This is a genomic window from Pleomorphomonas diazotrophica, from assembly GCF_002844595.1.
In the GTDB taxonomy this organism is placed as follows: domain Bacteria; phylum Pseudomonadota; class Alphaproteobacteria; order Rhizobiales; family Pleomorphomonadaceae; genus Pleomorphomonas; species Pleomorphomonas diazotrophica.
The window spans coordinates 257,720-274,692 of sequence record NZ_PJNW01000011.1; the positions used below are offsets into that span (position 1 = coordinate 257,720).

Here is a 16,973-nt window from a genome sequence, read left to right on the forward strand (position 1 = left end):
GTTTCGCGGCGAACGGGGCCATATGAGCGGTCCGACAGACCGTTCGATGAGGACCGCCGATGTTTGAAAGCCTTTCCGATCGCCTTGCCGGCATTTTCGACAAGCTCACCCGCCGTGGTGCGCTGTCGGAGGCCGATGTCGCAGAAGCCATGCGCGAGGTACGGCGGGCACTGCTCGAGGCCGACGTGGCGCTCGACGTCGTCAAGTCCTTCACTGACAAGGTGAAGAACCGCGCCGTCGGCGTCGAGGTGGTGAAGTCGGTCACCCCCGGCCAGATGGTGGTCAAGATCGTCCACGACCAGCTCGTGGAGACGCTGGGTTCCGATGCCCAGCCGATCGACCTCGAAGCGCCGGCGCCGGTCGCCATCCTGATGGTCGGCCTGCAGGGCTCGGGCAAGACGACGACCACGGCCAAGATTGCCCGTCGTCTGACCGAACGTCAGCGCAAGAAGGTGCTGATGGCCTCGCTGGACACCCGGCGTCCGGCCGCCATGGAGCAGTTGAAGGTTCTCGGCGAGCAGAACGGCATCGACACGCTGCCGATCGTCACCGGACAGTCGGCCCAGGAGATCGCGGCCCGCGCGCTGACCGCCGCCCGGCTCGGCGGCTATGACGTGGTGCTGCTCGACACCGCCGGTCGTGTCACCGTCGATGATGCGCTGATGAGCGAGGCGGCCGACGTCAAGCGCATCGCCCAGCCGCACGAAGTGCTGCTGGTCGCCGACGCGCTGACCGGCCAGGACGCCGTCAACACGGCACGCGCCTTCGACGGGCAGATCGGCATCACCGGCATCGTGTTGACGCGCGTCGACGGCGATGGTCGCGGCGGCGCCGCGCTGTCGATGCGCGCCGTCACCGGCAAGCCGATCAAGCTGATGGGCGTCGGCGAAAAAGCCGATGCGCTCGAAGATTTCCATCCGCAGCGGGTGGCGGACCGTATCCTCGGCATGGGCGACATCGTGGCCTTGGTCGAAAAGGCCGCCGCCAACCTAGACGCCGAAAAGGCGGCCCGGATGGCCGCCAAGATGGGCAAGGGCGAGTTCGACATGAACGACCTCGCCGATCAGCTTGCCCAAATGCAGAAGCTCGGCGGCATGAGCGGCATCCTCGGCCTGATGCCCGGCATGGGCAAGATGAAGAACCAGCTCGCCGCCGCCGGTTTCGACGATCGCCTTCTGAAGCGCCAGCTCGCCGTCATCCAGTCGATGAACAAGAAGGAGCGGGCCAAGCCTGCCGTCATCGATGCCAAGCGCCGCAAGCGCATTGCCGCCGGCTCCGGCACCGACGTCTCCGACGTCAACAAGGTGCTGAAGATGCACCGGCAGATGGCCGACATGATGAAGGCCATGGGCAAGCAGAAGGGCGGCCTGTTCGGGGGCCTCGGCAAACTCGGCGCCATGATGGGCGGCGGCATGCCCGATCCCTCGAAGATGGATCCGGCACAGCTCGAAAAGATGGCCCGCGACATGGGGATGGGTGGTGGCCTTGGTGGGAAGGGCGGCTTGCCGCCGGGCCTGCCGGGGGCGCTGCCGCCCGGTCTCTCCGGTCTGCCGGGTCTGCCCGGTGGCCGCATGCCGGGATTGCCGGGTCTTCCCGGTCTGCCGAAGGGACCGAAGAAATGACGACGCTCGACCCGGTGATGGCCGAACTGCTGGAACTGCGCGGCTCGATCGACAACATCGACGCGGCGCTGGTTCATCTCCTCGCCGAGCGGTTCAAGTGCACGCAGAAAGTCGGCCGGCTCAAGGCCGAGCATCAGTTGCCGCCGGCCGATCCTTCCAGGGAGAAGGTCCAGATCGAGCGCCTGCGGGCGCTGGCGGCCGACGCCCGGCTCGATCCCGATTTTGCAGAGAAATTCCTGAACTTCATCATCACGGAAGTGATCAGGCACCACGAGGCGCTTCGCCAGTAGGCAGCGCCTCACCCCTAACCCAAGACAAACCAAGCTGGAGTAATCCCGATGTCCCTCAAGATCCGTCTCGCCCGCGGTGGCGCCAAGAAGCGCCCGCACTACTCGATCGTTATCGCCGACGCCCGCTCGCCGCGTGACGGCCGCTTCATCGAGAAGATCGGCACCTTCGATCCGATGCTGGCCGACGACGCCGAGAACCGCGTCGTTCTCGACGCCGACCGCGCCAAGTACTGGCTCGAGCAGGGCGCCCAGCCGACCGACCGCGTGCTGCGCTTCCTCGACAAGGCCGGCCTTGCCAGCCGACCGGCCCGCAGCAATCCGAAGAAGGCCGAGCCGGGCGACAAGGCCAAGGAGCGCGCCGCCGAGCGTGCCGAGAAGGCCGCCGCCGCCGAAGCTCCGACCGAGTGATTTCGGTCTGACATCATCCCTTGAGGGACCGTCCCGCCCCGCGGGGCGGTCCTTTTCATTGCCGGAGACCCGCCGTGGCCGAGCCGCTGAAGTCCATCGTCATTGCCGAGATTGGCGCCGCCCATGGCGTGCGCGGCGAGGTGCGCGTCAAGGCGCATACCGCCGATCCCCTGGCAATCGCCGACTATGGCCCTCTGCATGACAGCCGGGGAACCATCTTCCGCATCAAGTCGCTGCGACATCTCAAGGACGACATGCTGGTCGTTTCCTTCGAGGGGCTGACCGACCGCACCGCCGCCGAGAAGCTCAACCGCATCAAGCTCCACGTCGAACGCTCGGCGTTGCCGCCGCCGGACGAGGAAGAGTTTTACTACGCCGATCTCATAGGCCTTGCCGTCGAGACGACGGCCGGAGAAGCGATCGGCACCGTGGTCGCGGTGGTCAACTTCGGGGCCGACGATCTTCTCGACGTCCGGCGTCCGGGGCGCGCGTCGGTCTACGTGCCCTTTACCCGCGCCGTCGTGCCAACTCTCGATTTCGAGGCAGGAAAGGCGATCATCGAACCGCCGGACGGCCTTCTCGACGACCCGGGCGAACCGGACGGGGAGGACGCATCGTGACCGGCTTTGCCGCCGACGTTCTCAGCCTTTATCCCGAGATGTTTCCCGGTCCGCTCGGCGTCAGCCTGGCCGGCCGGGCGCTCGGCGAGGGCGGCTGGTCGCTGAAGGCAACGCAGATCCGCGACTTCGCCGAGGGGCGGCATCGCAACGTCGACGACACGCCGGCCGGCGGAGGTCCCGGCATGGTGATGCGCGCCGACGTGCTGGCGCGCGCCATCGACGCGGTCTCACCGGCCGATGATCCTCGGCCGCGTCTTCTCATGACGCCGCGTGGGGCGCCGCTCAGGCAGGCGCGGGTGCGCGAGCTTGCCGCAGGTCCCGGCGTCGTCATTGTCTGCGGCCGGTTCGAGGGCGTTGATGAACGGTTGATCGGTCGGCGGCAGCTCGAAGAAGTGTCGATCGGCGACTACGTGCTGTCGGGTGGCGAGGTGGCAGCCATCGTGCTTCTCGATGCCGTGGTGCGTCTGCTGCCCGGCGTGATGGGCAACGATCTCTCCGGTGTCACCGAGAGCTTCGAGGAGGGCCTGCTGGAGCACGCCCAATACACCCGCCCGCCTGTCTTCGAGGACGAGGCGATCCCATCGGTTCTCCTGTCCGGAGACCACGCGAAAGTGGATGCCTGGCGTCGCGCCGAAGCCGAACGGGTTACGGCCGAGCGGCGGCCGGACCTCTGGGCCGCACATCCCGCGTCCCGAGGCCGAAAATGAGCAGTTTCCGGCAAAGAATCTGGCCCGAAGTGGTCGACAAACCGGTCCGGCTCGTGTAGGAACCCCGCCCATAGTTGATTGACGTATCCGCCCCTTCGCTCCGCTGTGACGATGTTCGGGCGCTCTGGTCGGCTCAGGAAAAAGAAGGAATCCAAAGATGAGCAAGATCATCCAGGAGCTCGAGGCCGAGCAGATGGCCGTGGTCAAGGCCCAGCGCGAGCTGCCCGAGTTCTCCCCTGGCGACACCGTTCGCGTCAACGTGAAGGTCACCGAAGGCAGCCGCACCCGCGTGCAGGCCTACGAGGGCGTCTGCATCGCCCGCAAGGGTGGCGGTCTCAACGAGAGCTTCACCGTCCGCAAGATTTCCTACGGCGAGGGCGTCGAGCGCGTCTTCCCGATGTATTCGCCAATGATCGATTCGCTGGAAGTGGTGCGCCGCGGTAAGGTGCGCCGGGCCAAGCTTTATTACCTGCGCGACCTGCGCGGCAAGGCGGCCCGTATCTTCGAGGCGAACAACGCCCGCGCCCGCAAACTCAACGACGCTGCCAAGGCCGACAAGTGAGCGCAGCCCACGGCTGACCGATCGTTCCGGGCCCGCGCGCTTTGCACGCGGGCCTTTTCACATCCGGAGATCCCGAAAGCCCATGCGACAGGTCAAGATCGCCACCTGGAACATCAACTCCGTGCGCATGCGCCGGCTCATCGTCGAGCGCTTGCTCAACGAGGCGGCGCCAGACGTGCTGTTCCTGCAGGAAACCAAGTGTCAGGACGGCCAGTTTCCGGTCGCCGACTTCCGTAAGCTCGGCTATGACCATGTCGCGCTGAATGGCGGACGCGGCGGCTACCATGGCGTCGCCATCGTGTCGCGTCTGCCGCTCGCCGACGTCCAGGTGCGGGAGTTCTGCGAGAAGGTCGGCGATCCACGCCATATCTCGGCGGTGATCGGGGAGGGCAACTCGGCCTTCCGCGTCCATAACTTCTACGTGCCTGCCGGCGGCGACGAGCCGGATGCGACGATCAACCCCAAGTTCGATCACAAGCTGCGCTTCCTAGACGAGATGAAGGATTTTCTGCCGACCGCAGGGGGCGGATTGCCCGACGTGGTGGTCGGCGATCTCAACGTCGCGCCTCACGAGCATGATGTCTGGTCGCACAAGGCGCTGATGAAGATCGTCAGCCATACGCCCATCGAGTGCGAGAAGCTGGAAGCCGTGCGTTCTTCCGTCGGTTACGTCGATATCGCCCGGCGTTTCGTGCCGCTTGAGGAAAAACTCTATTCCTGGTGGAGCTACCGCGCCAAGGACTGGCGGGCGGCCGACAAGGGGCGGCGACTCGACCACATCTGGGCTCACCCGAACATGGCGGCGCGCGTGAGCGATTTCCGCATCCTGAAGGATGCCCGCGACTGGGACCGGCCTTCCGACCACGCACCGGTGGTGGTCAGCATCGAGGTCTGAGCTCAGGGGGCTAGTTCCCCAGCCTGTCGAGGCGGTCGCGCACCGACATCAGCCGCGAGGTGGTGTCGCGGACGTTGGCCGACAGGCGGCGATGCAGGCCGGCGGCGATCTCGGGAAACTCGTCGAGCATGCGGCGGAACAGCGGCCGGCGGATCAGGATGGTTTCGACCCGGCCGCGCGCCACGGCGGTCATCGTCCGCTCGCTGTCGACGATCAGCGCGAGGCCGCCGAGCAGGGCGCCGCGGCCCACCACCTCGGCGGCGGTTTCCGTGTCTCCCGGCGGGAACAGTGCCACCTCGCCCGACGATACCACATGAGCGCAGTCGGCGCGGTCACCCGCCGAATAAAGCCGCTGACCATCCCGGAAGTCGCGGTTCTCGGCCGAGAAGGCGAGCAGACGCAGCTTGTCCTCCGTGAAATCGGAGAGCATGGACACCGTGCCGAGCAGCTTTATATCGGACTCGAGACTCATGGATGGCCTGGCGCGGGCGGGACGAACAGTGGCGGAACCTGCAGGTCATGCGCCGCCCACGCGGCGCATGACGCAGATTCCCTAGCATGTCGCCCGCAGAAGGTTAACCGCCCAATCCCCGGCCTGCCGGTGCCGGCCGGGTTTTCCACCCCGAAGGGCGTTGAGGGTTCAGGGCACCAGCTTGTAGCCGCCGCCTTCGGTCACGAGCAACTGGGCGTTGGCCGGGTCTTTCTCGATCTTCTGGCGCAGCCGGTAAATGTGGGTCTCAAGGGTGTGGGTGGTGATGCCCGCGTTGTAGCCCCAGACTTCATGAAGCAGCACGTCGCGGGTGATCACCTTGTCGCCGGCCCGGTAAAGGAACTTCAGAATTGACGTTTCCTTCTCCGTGAGGCGGATCTTGCCACCCTTGGCGTCGACCAAGAGCTTGGCAGAGGGGCGGAAGGTGTAGGGGCCGATGGTGAACACCGCCTCTTCCGACTGCTCGTGCTGGCGAAGTTGAGCGCGCACGCGAGCGAGCAGAACGGCGAACTTGAACGGCTTGGCGACATAGTCGTTGGCGCCGGCTTCAAGGCCGAGAATCTGGTCGCTGTCCGTGTCGTGGCCGGTGAGCATGATCACCGGCGCAGCGAACCCGCCTTTCCTGAGGATCTTAACCGCCTCTCGGCCGTCCATGTCGGGCAGGCCGACGTCCATCAGTACGAGATCGACATGCGCCGTACGGGCGAGCTGCATGCCCTTGGTGGCAGTCTCCGCCTCGAGCGGCTCGAACTCGTCGAACAGCGACAGCTGCTCGACCAGTGCCTCACGGAGGTCAGGGTCGTCGTCGACGATCAGAATTTTTCGAGCGGTCATGTCATCCCCGTCAAAGATGATCGCTGCCAGGAAGAGGCCCCTCGTCTTCGGGGTGCATTGCGCCGGCTTGGCGATTCATCCGATCTCTGCCAGATTATCACGGCGGACCGGATACTTCACAAAATTATACCGTCTGTCGGTCCTTCGCGACCGTCTGTCAAGCAAGGCGGAAAATATGCACGGCAAGTTGAAACCGAAGGGGGCGGCGCTCACGCGTCTTCACGTTCGCGTGAGATCGCCCCGGGTAACGCTCGGGCGGCTTGTCGGTGCCGGCGTGGACACCGCTGCGGTCATCGGTCGATCGGGTTTGACGGCGTTGAAACGGGAAGGCGACGGGGCGAGCCCGCGCGGCAGCTTTCGCATCGTCGGTGGTTTCTATCGGGCGGACCGTTTCGGGGTTCGGCCGCGCGCTGGCTTTCCACTTCGCCCACTCCGGCCCGATGACGGCTGGTGCGACGAGCCTGCCGACCGCAACTATAACCGGCCGGTCCGGCGCCCATATCCCCGGAGCCATGAGGCGATGTGGCGCGAGGATCGTGTCTACGATGTCGTCCTTATCCTCGACTTCAACCTCCGGCCGCGCGTCCGGGGCGGTGGCAGCGCCATCTTCTTCCATCTTGCACATGCTGATTTTCGGCCGACGGCCGGGTGTCTGGCGCTCGATCGCGCCGACATGCTGAAGTTATTGCCGCGATTGTCCGAGCGGACCGTCATCGTTTTCGGCTGAGGTCTTCCGCGTCAGATGGGTTCGCCGACGACGAGGCGGGGCAAAGCGCCCGGTGCGCCAGCGGCGGCATCGGCGAAGACGCGCTTGATCGGCGGCAACCGGTCGACCAGACCTAGACCGAAGTCCCGGATCAGGCGCAACGGGCCGAGGTCGTTTGAGAACAGCCGGTTCAGACCGTCGGTCATGGCGGCCATGCGCAAGGTATCGAACCCGCGCCAGCGCTGATACTCGTCGAGAACGTCGGCGGCGCCGGGATCGCGGCCGGCCCGCAGGGCGAGGGCCACCACCTCGGCCAGCGCGGCGGCATCCTTGAAGCCGAGATTGAGACCCTGGCCGGCGATCGGGTGGATGGCATGAGCAGCGTCGCCGATCAGGGCCAGCCGGTCGGCGGTAAAGCGACGGGCCAGCGTCAGTCCGAGCGGGAAGGCCTGACGCCGCCCGATGACGCGCACGTCTCCTAGATGGTGACCGATGCGGCGGACGAGTTCGGCCTCGAACAAGAAAGGCGCACCGGCAACCAGCCGGTCGGCAATGTCGCTTCGTTCGCTCCAGACCAGGGAGGACTTGTGGCCGCCCTTGAGTGGAAGCACGGCGAAGGGGCCAGCCGGCAGGAAGTGCTCCTCGGCGCGTCCCTCGTGTGGCCGGTGGTGCTCGACGGTGGCGACGATGCCCGACTGCCCATAACTCCAGGAGTTGGTGCCGATACCGGCTTCGGCCCTGAGGCGCGAACGGGCACCGTCAGCGGCCACCACCAGCGAAGCGATGATGGTTTTGCCGGACGTGAACCGCACGCGACGGCCGCCCGGAGTTTGTTCGGTGGCCAACACGCTGTCCGGCGTCAAGAAGCGGACGCCGGCCGTCTCGGCCGCAGCGCCAAGCGCGGAGACCAGAGGTCCGTTCGGCAGCATGTGGGCAAGTGGCTCACCCTCCTCCTGTCGCTCGAAGGTCAGGAACACCGGCCGGATCAGATCGTCGAGGCGGGAATCCGTGACGATCATCTCGCGGACCGGCTCGGCCTCGTCGGCGAGGCCGCTCCAGACACCGAGGGCTGAGAGCATGCGCCGGCCAGCCGCAGCCACGGCGAAGGCTCGGAGATCGCCCGATGCTTCGCGCCAGGGTCGAGGATCGGCAAGCGCCACGCGAGCGCCCGGCACCGAGGCGGCGATGGCGAGGGCTGCGGAAAGGCCGACGTAGCCGCCGCCGGCGATCAGCACATCTACCCTTTCAACAGGCTCGGTCATCTCATCTTCCCTTCCGATCACGGGCGCAGCCTTCAACATAGTGGGATTGCGGATAACGGCCAAGGATGTGTGTGACGCCTTTCTGGGCGCTCATTGAGCGAATGGCGACAGACGGCGCTCCATACGGGCAAATACTGCCCATAGAATAGGCATCAATGAGCCGGCGCTCTGATTTCAAGATGAGCACATTCGACTTTTTGCAAGGGAAATGGTCATCCGAGAAGCCGCGACCGCCATCAAAATCGGCGAAAACAAGGCATTTGGTTAAGATAAAGCAGATTGTGCCGCATCCACGGTCGGCTTGGCACAAAGATTGATTCTATTGACGGCATCGAGTTCCGCGACGGGGCGCATCGCGGGGGTGCGCGTTTGATCCGGGAACCAATCGATGGAAGGAACCCCATGAAAATCGTCATGGCCATTATCAAGCCTTTCAAGCTGGACGAGGTGCGCGACGCGCTCAACGCTCTTGGCGTGCACGGGCTCACGGTGACGGAAGTCAAGGGCTATGGCCGCCAGAAGGGCCATACCGAAATCTACCGCGGCGCCGAATACGCCGTCAGCTTCCTGCCCAAGCTGAAGGTCGAGGTGGCTGTCGCCACCGACCAGGTCGACAAGGTGGTCGAGGCCATCTCGACGGCCGCCAAGACCGGCCAGATCGGCGACGGCAAGATTTTCGTCACCTCCATCGAACACGCCGTACGCATCCGCACCGGCGAGACCGACGGCGAGGCGCTCTGACCCATTCGGGAAGCCGTCAGGTTTCCAGGTATTGCCGTCCACGTTCTCGCCAATCACCGGGCAGGGGCCGGACGGACAGTCGATAACCGATCCAAGAGGATTTCGATGAAGTATCTCAAGCCACTTCTCGCGGCCGCGCCGGTCCTGGCGCTCTCGGCCGCCGCGGCTTTCGCCCAGGACGCCGTCGCACCGGCCGTCGAGGCCGCCGCTCCGGCGCCCACCGCCGATCCCGGCCATACCGCCTGGATGCTGATTTCCACCGTGCTGGTCATCATGATGACGGTGCCGGCACTGGCGCTGTTCTATGGCGGTCTCGTGCGTTCCAAGAACGTGCTGTCGATCCTGATGCAGTGCCTCATCGGCTTTGCCGTCATGGCCATTCTGTGGATCACCTACGGCTATTCGATCGCCTTCACCATGCCGGGCGAGGCGACTGCGCTGTCGCCGTTCATCGGCACGCTCGACAAGGTGATGCTGGCCGGCATCACTCCCGCCTCCCTGTCGGGTTCCATTCCGGAGATCGTCTTCGTCGCCTTCCAGATGACCTTCGCCTGCATCACGCCGGCGCTGATCATCGGCGCCTCGGCCGAGCGCGTTAAGTTCTCGGCGGTGATCTTCTTCCTGGTCCTGTGGTTCACCTTCGCCTATCTGCCGATGGCCCACATGGTCTGGGGCGGCGCCGGTTCCTACCTCGGCGCCACCTGGGGCGCGCTCGACTTCGCCGGTGGCACCGTGGTGCATATCAACGCCGGTATCGCCGGTCTGGTCATTGCCATCATGGGCGGCAAGCGCATCGGCCTCGGCCGCGACAACTTCGCCCCGCATAACCTGGTGCTGACCTATATCGGCGCCATGCTGCTGTGGGTCGGTTGGTTCGGCTTCAACGCCGGCTCCGAGCTGGCGGCTGACGGCATCGCCGGCTATGCCCTGGTCAACACCATCGTCGCCACCGCCGCCGCTGCCATCGCCTGGCCGTTTGCCGAGTGGCTGACCCGCGGTCACGCCTCGCTCCTGGGCGGCGCCTCGGGCGTGGTTGCCGGTCTCGTCGCCATCACCCCGGCCTGCGGCACCGCCGGTCCGTTCGGTGCCGTGATCATCGGTCTCGCCGCCGGCGCGATCTGCTTCTGGGCGGCCACCTGGGTCAAGTCGAAGTTCGGTTACGACGATGCGCTCGACGTGTTCGGCGTGCATGGTGTCGGCGGCATCGTCGGCTCCATCCTGACCGGCGTGTTCGCCAATCCGGCGCTGGGCGGTCTCAAGGCCGACTATGTCGGCTTCGCGCCGCAGGTCACGGCCCAGATCGTCTCCGTCATCGTCTGCATCCTGGTGTCGGGCATCGTGTCGGTGATCGCTCTCACCATCGTCAAGGCGATCATCGGTCTGCGCGTTACCGAGACGGCCGAGCGCGAAGGCCTCGACGTCACCACCCACGGCGAGCGCGCCTACAACTAAGTCTCGTCCTTTCTCAACGACAGGCGGCGGGCGGATTCCGAGAGGAGTCCGCCCGTTGGCGTTGGTTAGTCCCTTGAACGACCTCATCCTTTGGGCGCAATGACCGCAGAACTTCGCGTGCGGGACAGCTTTCGCCCTATTTCCCTCTTGGCGCTCGCGTCCATGACGCTATGGTCGTCGCATCGACCGGAGGCGGTCCGCCGCCACGCAATCTCGAAACAGACCGAAAAGAGGTGCTCCATGAAGATCGTGACGGCCATCATCAAGCCCTTCAAGCTCGACGAGGTTCGAGATGCGCTGACCTCCCTCGGCGTCCACGGCCTGACGGTCACGGAAGTCAAGGGCTACGGCCGCCAGAAAGGCCACACTGAAATCTATCGCGGTGCCGAATATGCCGTCAGCTTTCTGCCCAAGCTGAAGATCGAGGTGGCCGTGCCGTCCATCGAAGCGGAAAAGGTGGTGGAAACCATCGCGTCCGCCGCGAAGACGGGTCAGATCGGCGACGGCAAGATCTTCGTCTACGCCATCGAGCATGCCTTGCGCATCCGTACCGGCGAGCAGGACGAGGAGGCACTCTGAGGCAACGGCGGCGTAGGGTTAAAGAGCGTTTAACCATGGATGCCTAGAGTGGCGGGCAGCAGAAAGGTCCGGCTGCTCCTGAGCGGCGGGCCGAATCACCCGTTGCCCGAGCCTGGTGTTCATGTCGTCCCGCGTGCCGCTTCCCCTGTCTCCCTTTCAGCGCCTAGGTCGGCTGATCGCCGGCGTCGAGCCTGGCCGCCCACCGATCGACGTGTCAGTGGGCGAGCCGCGCCATCCGGTGCCGGGGTTCGTCGGGCCGGTGCTTTCGGCCGCATTGGCCGATTTTGTTCGCTATCCGCCGATCAAGGGCACGCCGGCGTTTCGCGATGCCGTCGCCGGGTGGGCGGAGCGGCGGTTCGGGCTCGCCGCCGGCACGATCGACCGCGACGACGGCGTATTGCCGCTCAACGGTTCGCGCGAAGGCCTGTTCCACGCAACGCTTACCGCCGCTCGTCTTGCGGGCGAAAGCAAGGGGTCGCGTCCGGCCATTCTGCTGCCCAATCCGTTTTATGCGGTCTACGCCGCCGCGGCCGAGGCAGCCGGTGCCGAGCCCGTACTGGTTGCCGCCCATCGTGAGGATGGCTTTCTGCCGCGTTTCGACCGGCTGCCGAACGAACTCCTCGCCCGAACGGTGGCTGCCTTCCATGCCAGCCCCGCCAATCCGCAAGGAGCGGTAGCCCACCTCGCACAGTTGGAAGGCCTGATCGAACTGGCTCGCGAGTATGGCTTCTTCCTGTTTTCCGACGAGTGCTACTCGGAAATCTGGCGTGGCCGGGCACCTGATGGCGTGCTGTCGGCCGCGCGAGGCAAGCTTGCCGGCGTCGTCGCCTTCAACTCGCTGTCCAAGCGCTCCAACCTCGCTGGCGCCCGCTGCGGCTTTGCCATCGGCGACCCAGCCTTTTTGAAGGCCTGGGCGGCGCTGCGCAACGTCACGGCGCCTCAGGTGCCGATGCCGATCCAGGCGGTGGCCGTCGCTGCCCTGGCCGATGAGGCACATGTCGTCGAAAACCGGCGCCTCTATGATTTGAAGTACGCCGTCGCCAAGGAGATCCTGGGCGATCGGTTTCCGGACCTCGTGCCCCCGGGCGGTTTCTTCCTGTGGCTCGACGTGGGCCGCTGGGGTGATGGCGAGCAGGTGGCGCAGCGGCTCTGGAGAGAAATGGGCGTCAAGGTGGTGCCGGGCGGTTACCTGTCGGCGACCGGGTCCGATGGCATCAATCCGGGCCGTGATTTCATCCGTATCGCCATGGTCGAAAGCCTGGAGACGAGTCGCGAGGCGCTGAGCCGTCTCTCGGAGGTTCTGTCATGAGAGCAGAAATGAGGACCAGCCCCCGCCTTCGCGACGCCGGCAACCGGCTCGACGGTCCCTATGAGCCGCGCCCGGTCAACGCTCGCCGTGCCGCCAATCTCAAGGAACTCGACAAGCGGATGCGCCACGCGGCGCCGACCCGCGAGGATCGGTTGCGACAGGCCATGCTGCGCAACATCGCCGGCGCCTCTGGCTTGCTGCTGATCGCCGGCGTCGCGGCGCTGTCGGCGGCGCTTGCCACCTGGTCGGTGGACGATCCGAGCTGGAGCCATATTGCCGACGGACCAACCCGCAACGTCATGGGATCGGCCGGCGCGGTGATCGCCGACCTGATCATGCAACTTATCGGCCTCAATGCCGCGCTGTTCCTGGCGCCGGTGGTGATCTGGGGTTGGCAGCTGACCATCGGCCGCATCCCGCATGTGGCGCGCAACCGGCTGATCGGCTGGCTGATCGGCACGCTGATCGGTGCCGCCTTCATGGGGGCGCTGCCGCCAACCACCGGCTGGCCGCTGCCGACCGGGCTCGGCGGCGCCATTGGCGACCTCATGCTGCAGCTCCCGGCCGCCTTCAACAACGGCGTCCTCACGGATACGCTGCGTCTCATTGTGCTGATCTTGACCGGGCCGCTGGCCCTCGCCGCCATGATCTATGCCTCGGGCGTGCCCGGCCACCGCATCGGTGCTCCGGCGGCTGTCGTCGATGACTACGATGAGGATGACGAGGATGAGGAAGGGCGCGAAAGCCGGCTCGGCGCGCTGGCTGGCGTTGTCGGCCACTGGTGGCTGACGCTGCGCGCCGGCCTGACCCGTCGCCTGTTCCGTCGTCCGGCCTTTGCCTATCCGGGCGAGGAGTATGATGACGAAGAGGACGACTATGAGCCGCCCGTCGCCCGCCGGGCGGAACCGACGCTTGCCGCAAGGCCACGGCCCGTGGTGTCGCCCGCCGATGACGACGAAGACGAGGACGAATACGAGGCACCGGCGGCCGAACGGCGAGGCGCGCGCGTCGAGCCGTCCTTCCAGTCGACGGAACGGCCGCGCGCCGCTCCCGCGGAGCCCGTGTTCGACGAGGACGATGACGATGATGCGCCGCCCTTCGCCCTGGACGATCGGCTGTCCGATTATGACGAAACGGAGCTGATCGCGCCGCCGGAGCCGGTCGCGGTAGCGCCGGCGCCGCGTACCTACGAGGCGCGTCCCGCCCCGCTTCGTGGCCCCGCTTCTCGCATCGGCAAGCCTGCCGCCCAGCAGGAAAAGCCGGCTGCCCGCGTCAAGGCGCCGGCGCCACCGATGCAGCCCGGCAAGCGGGCCAAGGGTGGCACGCAGCTCTCCCTGCTCGATGAGAGCCGTTACGAGTTCCCGGCCATGGATCTCCTGGCCGAACCCAAGGGTGGCAACGGTGTCCAGTATACGCCCGATAGCCTGGAGCAGAATGCCGGCCTGCTGGAGGGCGTGCTGGAGGACTTCGGCATCAAGGGCGAGATCTTCAACGTTCGGCCCGGGCCTGTGGTGACGCTCTACGAACTGGAGCCGGCACCCGGCATCAAGTCGTCCCGCGTCATCGGCCTCGCCGACGACATCGCCCGCTCGATGAGTGCGGTCGCCGCCCGCGTCGCCGTCATTCCAGGCAAGAACGCCATCGGCATCGAGCTGCCCAATCAGCGGCGCGAGATGGTCTATCTGCGCGAGCTGATCGCCAGCCAGGATTTCGAGAAGTTCAAGGGTCGCCTGGCGCTGGCGCTCGGCAAGACCATCGGCGGCGAACCGGTGATCATCGATCTTGCCCGCACGCCGCACATGCTGGTCGCCGGTACCACCGGTTCGGGCAAGTCGGTGTCGATCAACACCATGATCCTCAGCCTCCTTTACCGGATGACGCCGGAGGAATGCCGGCTGATCATGATCGACCCGAAGATGCTCGAACTGTCGGTCTACGACGGCATCCCGCATCTCCTGACGCCGGTGGTCACCGATCCGCGCAAGGCGGTGGTGGCCCTGAAGTGGACGGTCCGGGAGATGGAGGACCGTTACAAGAAGATGTCCAAGGTCGGCGTGCGCAATATCGAGGGCTTCAACGCCCGCGTGGCGCAGGCGATCGAGCGCGGCGAGAGCATCAACCGCACCGTTCAGACCGGCTTCGACAAGGAAACCGGCGAGCCGATCTTCGAGACCGAGGAGATGGAGCTCAAGCCGCTGCCGTTCATCGTTGTAATCATCGACGAGATGGCCGACCTGATGATGGTGGCCGGCAAGGAAATTGAAGGCGCGGTGCAGCGTCTCGCCCAGATGGCGCGCGCCGCCGGCATTCACGTCATCATGGCGACGCAACGCCCGTCCGTGGATGTCATCACCGGCACCATCAAGGCCAACTTCCCGACGCGCATTTCCTTCCAGGTAACGTCAAAGATCGACAGCCGCACCATCCTCGGCGAACAGGGCGCCGAACAGCTCCTCGGTCAGGGCGACATGCTCTACATGCAGGGCGGCGGCCGCATCCAGCGCGTCCACGGCCCGTTCGTCTCCGACGGCGAAGTCGAGGCGATCGTCGCTCACCTCAAGACGCAGGGAACGCCCGACTATCTCGACGCCATCACGGCCGACGACGAGGAAGAAAGTGGCGGCGGCGACCTTGCCCCGGTCGATGAAAACGCCGACCTCTACGATCAGGCGGTGGCGCTGGTGCTGCGCGACAAGCGCGCCACCACCAGCTACATCCAGCGCCGTCTCGGCATCGGTTACAACCGCGCCGCGTCGCTCATCGAGCGGATGGAAAAGGAAGGGCTGGTCGGCCCACCCAACCACGCGGGCAAGCGTGAGATCCTGATGCGCACCGACGAAGATTGACGTCGGTCCTCCATAACGAGACAACAGGGCGTCTTCCTCTCCGGGAAGGCGCCCTTTCCATGTCAGCGGTGGTGCCGATGGACCGTATTCTGATTTCTGCCTGTCTGCTTGGCCGGCCGGTCCGCTACGATGGTACCGGCAGGCGACTCGCCGACCCGCGCCTCGAGCGCTGGCAGGCCGAGGGGCGGTTGGTGCCCATCTGTCCCGAACTCATGGGAGAGCTTCCGGTGCCGCGACCCGCTGCAGAGATCGCCGGAGGCATCGGCGCCGACGTGCTGGCCGGGCGCGCACGTGTCGTGACCGCGGCCGGAGAGGACATGACGGCAGCCTTCGTCGCCGGTGCCGAGGTGGCGCTCGATCTCGCCCGGCGAAACGGCTGCAATTTTGCGCTTCTCATCGATCGCAGCCCGTCCTGCGGCAGTTTCAACATCTATGACGGTACTTTCTCGGGTCGGCGGATGGCCGGAGCCGGCGTCACGGCCACGCTGCTCGCCGCGCACGGCATCGGCGTTTATGCCGACCACGAAATCGATCGTCTTGCTGAGGCGGTGGAGACCGGCACGAGGAGGGAACCGGACGCGGGGTGAGGGCGTTGTCTCTTGCGCCGGCCGTCCGGCCGGAACGGACTTCCCGACGGAGACCCCCATGGCAAACAGCATCCTCGTTCTCGGCGCCACCGGTACCATCGGTCAGTTGGTCGTTTCCGAACTGGTCGCCAAAGGCGAAACCGTGAAGGCGGCCGCTTTGGAAGGGCAGGCGCATCCGGATGCCGAGGTTCTGCGGTTCGACTATCGCGACCCCGTCAGCATCGCGCCCTTGTTCGAGGGGGTGAATCGCGTTTTTGTCCTAATGCCGTCGGCGCCGCTCGATGTCATCGCCGCCCTGATGCCGGTGATGCGACACGTGGTCGACCGCAAGGTGAAGGCAGTTCTGCTATCCACCATCGCCGCTGACGTCTCCGAGGACAATCCCTACCGCCGTCTAGAGCTGGTCTTGGAAAACTCCGGCCTGCCTTTCGTCATTCTCCGGGCCAACTGGTTCGCCGACAACTTCCGCACCATCTGGAAGGATGCCGTTCGCAAGGGCGAGCTGGCGTTGCCGACCGACGAGGGGCTTATCAGTTTCATCGACGGTCGCGATGTAGCGGCAGCGGCGGCTACCGCGCTGACCACGTCCGACTTCGACGGCCAGACGCTGGTTCTCACCGGCCCCGCCGCGCTACCCTTGTCGCGCGCCGCCGAGGTGATGAGCCATGTGACGGGGCGGCCGGTTATTTTCCGGCCAATCGCAGTTGCCGACTACGAGGCGCGCCTCGCCGCCGACGGTCTGTCGGAAAAGCTGATCGCCGAACGGATTGCCGAGTTTGATACCATCCGCGACGGCAAGGCATCGATCGTCAGCCCGGCCATCGAGAAGATGACCGGCCGTCCGCCGCGATTCTTTGAAACCTTCGCCAAGGACCACGCGACCGATTTCGTCGGCGCCTGACGGCGAGGTCAGTTTCGCCCACCTGCCGCGGTCGGACGGAAAACGCCGGCCTCGGTGTTCCAAAGCATTGACCCTAGGGACCGTTTCTGATGATGGTCATGCCGTGAGTTTTTCGCGCGGCCGTGCGCCCTTGCGCCGCCGACCCGCGACAGGCGTGGATCA

At 65.8% G+C, this 16,973-nt stretch carries 17 protein-coding genes and 1 pseudogene; 15 read left to right on the top strand and 3 right to left on the bottom strand.

Features of this window, described 5'->3' with window-relative positions; translation table 11 throughout:
- The first annotated feature begins 59 nt into the window (after positions 1 to 59).
- The 7 genes and pseudogenes from ffh to CXZ10_RS14635 all read left to right on the top strand — a co-directional run bounded on the left by ffh (position 60) and on the right by CXZ10_RS14635 (position 5,104).
- Positions 60 to 1,622 (top strand): signal recognition particle protein, encoded by a 1,563-nt coding sequence (gene ffh / locus CXZ10_RS14605; protein ID WP_101290070.1) that lies wholly within the window; start codon positions 60 to 62, stop codon positions 1,620 to 1,622.
- A complete protein-coding gene (locus tag CXZ10_RS14610; RefSeq protein WP_210199937.1) occupies positions 1,619 to 1,912 on the top strand; it encodes a chorismate mutase in 294 nt (97 codons plus the stop codon). Before ffh ends, CXZ10_RS14610 begins: the two co-directional genes overlap by 4 nt.
- Positions 1,913 to 1,960: 48 nt before the next feature.
- Positions 1,961 to 2,320: a 30S ribosomal protein S16 gene (gene rpsP / locus CXZ10_RS14615; protein WP_101290071.1), complete on the top strand. Its 360-nt coding sequence runs from the start codon at positions 1,961 to 1,963 to the stop codon at positions 2,318 to 2,320.
- A gap of 74 nt (positions 2,321 to 2,394) precedes the next feature.
- A complete protein-coding gene (rimM, locus tag CXZ10_RS14620; protein WP_244617168.1) occupies positions 2,395 to 2,940 on the top strand; it encodes a ribosome maturation factor RimM in 546 nt (181 codons plus the stop codon).
- Entirely contained in the window at positions 2,937 to 3,647 is a 711-nt protein-coding gene (gene trmD, locus CXZ10_RS14625; protein WP_101290072.1) for a tRNA (guanosine(37)-N1)-methyltransferase TrmD, read from the top strand. The genes rimM and trmD overlap by 4 nt, the downstream gene beginning before the upstream one ends.
- Before the next feature lie 157 nt (positions 3,648 to 3,804).
- Positions 3,805 to 4,200, top strand: a pseudogene (gene rplS, locus CXZ10_RS14630) (50S ribosomal protein L19); the annotation flags it as partial.
- Between the two features lie 91 nt (positions 4,201 to 4,291).
- Positions 4,292 to 5,104 (top strand): exodeoxyribonuclease III, encoded by an 813-nt coding sequence (locus CXZ10_RS14635; protein WP_101290074.1) that lies wholly within the window; start codon positions 4,292 to 4,294, stop codon positions 5,102 to 5,104.
- Positions 5,105 to 5,114: 10 nt separating this feature from the next.
- Here the strand turns inward: CXZ10_RS14635 and CXZ10_RS14640 are convergent, their stop codons facing one another.
- Together CXZ10_RS14640 and CXZ10_RS14645 are read right to left on the bottom strand one after the other, a co-directional pair.
- Complete coding sequence (locus CXZ10_RS14640; protein ID WP_101290075.1) at positions 5,115 to 5,576, bottom strand: Crp/Fnr family transcriptional regulator; 462 nt, start codon at positions 5,574 to 5,576, stop codon at positions 5,115 to 5,117.
- Between the two features lie 168 nt (positions 5,577 to 5,744).
- Positions 5,745 to 6,428, bottom strand: coding sequence for a response regulator transcription factor (locus CXZ10_RS14645; RefSeq protein WP_101290076.1), 684 nt, complete (start codon positions 6,426 to 6,428; stop codon positions 5,745 to 5,747).
- A 175-nt stretch (positions 6,429 to 6,603) separates the two neighbouring features.
- On the opposite strand from CXZ10_RS14645, the gene CXZ10_RS14650 reads away from it, so the two are divergent.
- Positions 6,604 to 7,155, top strand: coding sequence for a L,D-transpeptidase family protein (locus CXZ10_RS14650; protein WP_101290077.1), 552 nt, complete (start codon positions 6,604 to 6,606; stop codon positions 7,153 to 7,155).
- A gap of 11 nt (positions 7,156 to 7,166) precedes the next feature.
- Here the strand turns inward: CXZ10_RS14650 and CXZ10_RS14655 are convergent, their stop codons facing one another.
- A complete protein-coding gene (locus tag CXZ10_RS14655) occupies positions 7,167 to 8,396 on the bottom strand; it encodes an FAD-dependent monooxygenase (RefSeq protein ID WP_101290078.1) in 1,230 nt (409 codons plus the stop codon).
- A gap of 402 nt (positions 8,397 to 8,798) precedes the next feature.
- Between CXZ10_RS14655 and CXZ10_RS14660 the strand changes: the two genes are divergently transcribed.
- From CXZ10_RS14660 to CXZ10_RS14690, 7 genes are all read left to right on the top strand, one after another.
- Complete coding sequence (locus CXZ10_RS14660; RefSeq protein WP_101290079.1) at positions 8,799 to 9,137, top strand: P-II family nitrogen regulator; 339 nt, start codon at positions 8,799 to 8,801, stop codon at positions 9,135 to 9,137.
- 105 nt (positions 9,138 to 9,242) lie between these two features.
- On the top strand, positions 9,243 to 10,589 hold the full coding sequence (locus CXZ10_RS14665) for an ammonium transporter (protein ID WP_101290080.1): 1,347 nt from the start codon (positions 9,243 to 9,245) through the stop codon (positions 10,587 to 10,589).
- A gap of 240 nt (positions 10,590 to 10,829) precedes the next feature.
- Entirely contained in the window at positions 10,830 to 11,168 is a 339-nt protein-coding gene (locus CXZ10_RS14670; RefSeq protein WP_101290081.1) for a P-II family nitrogen regulator, read from the top strand.
- Between the two features lie 121 nt (positions 11,169 to 11,289).
- Positions 11,290 to 12,477 carry an aminotransferase class I/II-fold pyridoxal phosphate-dependent enzyme gene (locus tag CXZ10_RS14675; RefSeq protein ID WP_101290082.1) on the top strand — a complete coding sequence of 396 codons (1,188 nt, stop codon included), beginning with the start codon at positions 11,290 to 11,292 and terminating at the stop codon, positions 12,475 to 12,477.
- An 8-nt stretch (positions 12,478 to 12,485) separates the two neighbouring features.
- On the top strand, positions 12,486 to 15,323 hold the full coding sequence (locus CXZ10_RS14680) for a DNA translocase FtsK (RefSeq protein ID WP_244617169.1): 2,838 nt from the start codon (positions 12,486 to 12,488) through the stop codon (positions 15,321 to 15,323).
- 77 nt (positions 15,324 to 15,400) lie between these two features.
- On the top strand, positions 15,401 to 15,910 hold the full coding sequence (locus CXZ10_RS14685) for a 2-thiouracil desulfurase family protein (RefSeq protein WP_244617170.1): 510 nt from the start codon (positions 15,401 to 15,403) through the stop codon (positions 15,908 to 15,910).
- A gap of 58 nt (positions 15,911 to 15,968) precedes the next feature.
- Positions 15,969 to 16,811, top strand: coding sequence for an NmrA family NAD(P)-binding protein (locus CXZ10_RS14690; protein ID WP_180336004.1), 843 nt, complete (start codon positions 15,969 to 15,971; stop codon positions 16,809 to 16,811).
- The last annotated feature ends 162 nt before the right edge of the window (positions 16,812 to 16,973 follow it).

What these genes read in the sequence shown, in the direction of transcription:
- ffh (WP_101290070.1), top strand. Translation starts at nt 60, where the DNA reads ATGTTTGAAAGCCTTTCCGATCGCCTTGCCGGCATTTTCGACAAGCTC.
- CXZ10_RS14610 (WP_210199937.1), top strand. Translation starts at nt 1,619, where the DNA reads ATGACGACGCTCGACCCGGTGATGGCCGAACTGCTGGAACTGCGCGGC.
- rpsP (WP_101290071.1), top strand. Translation starts at nt 1,961, where the DNA reads ATGTCCCTCAAGATCCGTCTCGCCCGCGGTGGCGCCAAGAAGCGCCCG.
- CXZ10_RS14635 (WP_101290074.1), top strand. Translation starts at nt 4,292, where the DNA reads ATGCGACAGGTCAAGATCGCCACCTGGAACATCAACTCCGTGCGCATG.
- CXZ10_RS14640 (WP_101290075.1), bottom strand. Translation starts at nt 5,576, where the DNA reads ATGAGTCTCGAGTCCGATATAAAGCTGCTCGGCACGGTGTCCATGCTC.
- CXZ10_RS14645 (WP_101290076.1), bottom strand. Translation starts at nt 6,428, where the DNA reads ATGACCGCTCGAAAAATTCTGATCGTCGACGACGACCCTGACCTCCGT.
- CXZ10_RS14650 (WP_101290077.1), top strand. Translation starts at nt 6,604, where the DNA reads ATGCACGGCAAGTTGAAACCGAAGGGGGCGGCGCTCACGCGTCTTCAC.
- CXZ10_RS14655 (WP_101290078.1), bottom strand. Translation starts at nt 8,396, where the DNA reads ATGACCGAGCCTGTTGAAAGGGTAGATGTGCTGATCGCCGGCGGCGGC.
- CXZ10_RS14660 (WP_101290079.1), top strand. Translation starts at nt 8,799, where the DNA reads ATGAAAATCGTCATGGCCATTATCAAGCCTTTCAAGCTGGACGAGGTG.
- CXZ10_RS14665 (WP_101290080.1), top strand. Translation starts at nt 9,243, where the DNA reads ATGAAGTATCTCAAGCCACTTCTCGCGGCCGCGCCGGTCCTGGCGCTC.
- CXZ10_RS14670 (WP_101290081.1), top strand. Translation starts at nt 10,830, where the DNA reads ATGAAGATCGTGACGGCCATCATCAAGCCCTTCAAGCTCGACGAGGTT.
- CXZ10_RS14675 (WP_101290082.1), top strand. Translation starts at nt 11,290, where the DNA reads ATGTCGTCCCGCGTGCCGCTTCCCCTGTCTCCCTTTCAGCGCCTAGGT.
- CXZ10_RS14680 (WP_244617169.1), top strand. Translation starts at nt 12,486, where the DNA reads ATGAGGACCAGCCCCCGCCTTCGCGACGCCGGCAACCGGCTCGACGGT.
- CXZ10_RS14685 (WP_244617170.1), top strand. Translation starts at nt 15,401, where the DNA reads ATGGACCGTATTCTGATTTCTGCCTGTCTGCTTGGCCGGCCGGTCCGC.
- CXZ10_RS14690 (WP_180336004.1), top strand. Translation starts at nt 15,969, where the DNA reads ATGGCAAACAGCATCCTCGTTCTCGGCGCCACCGGTACCATCGGTCAG.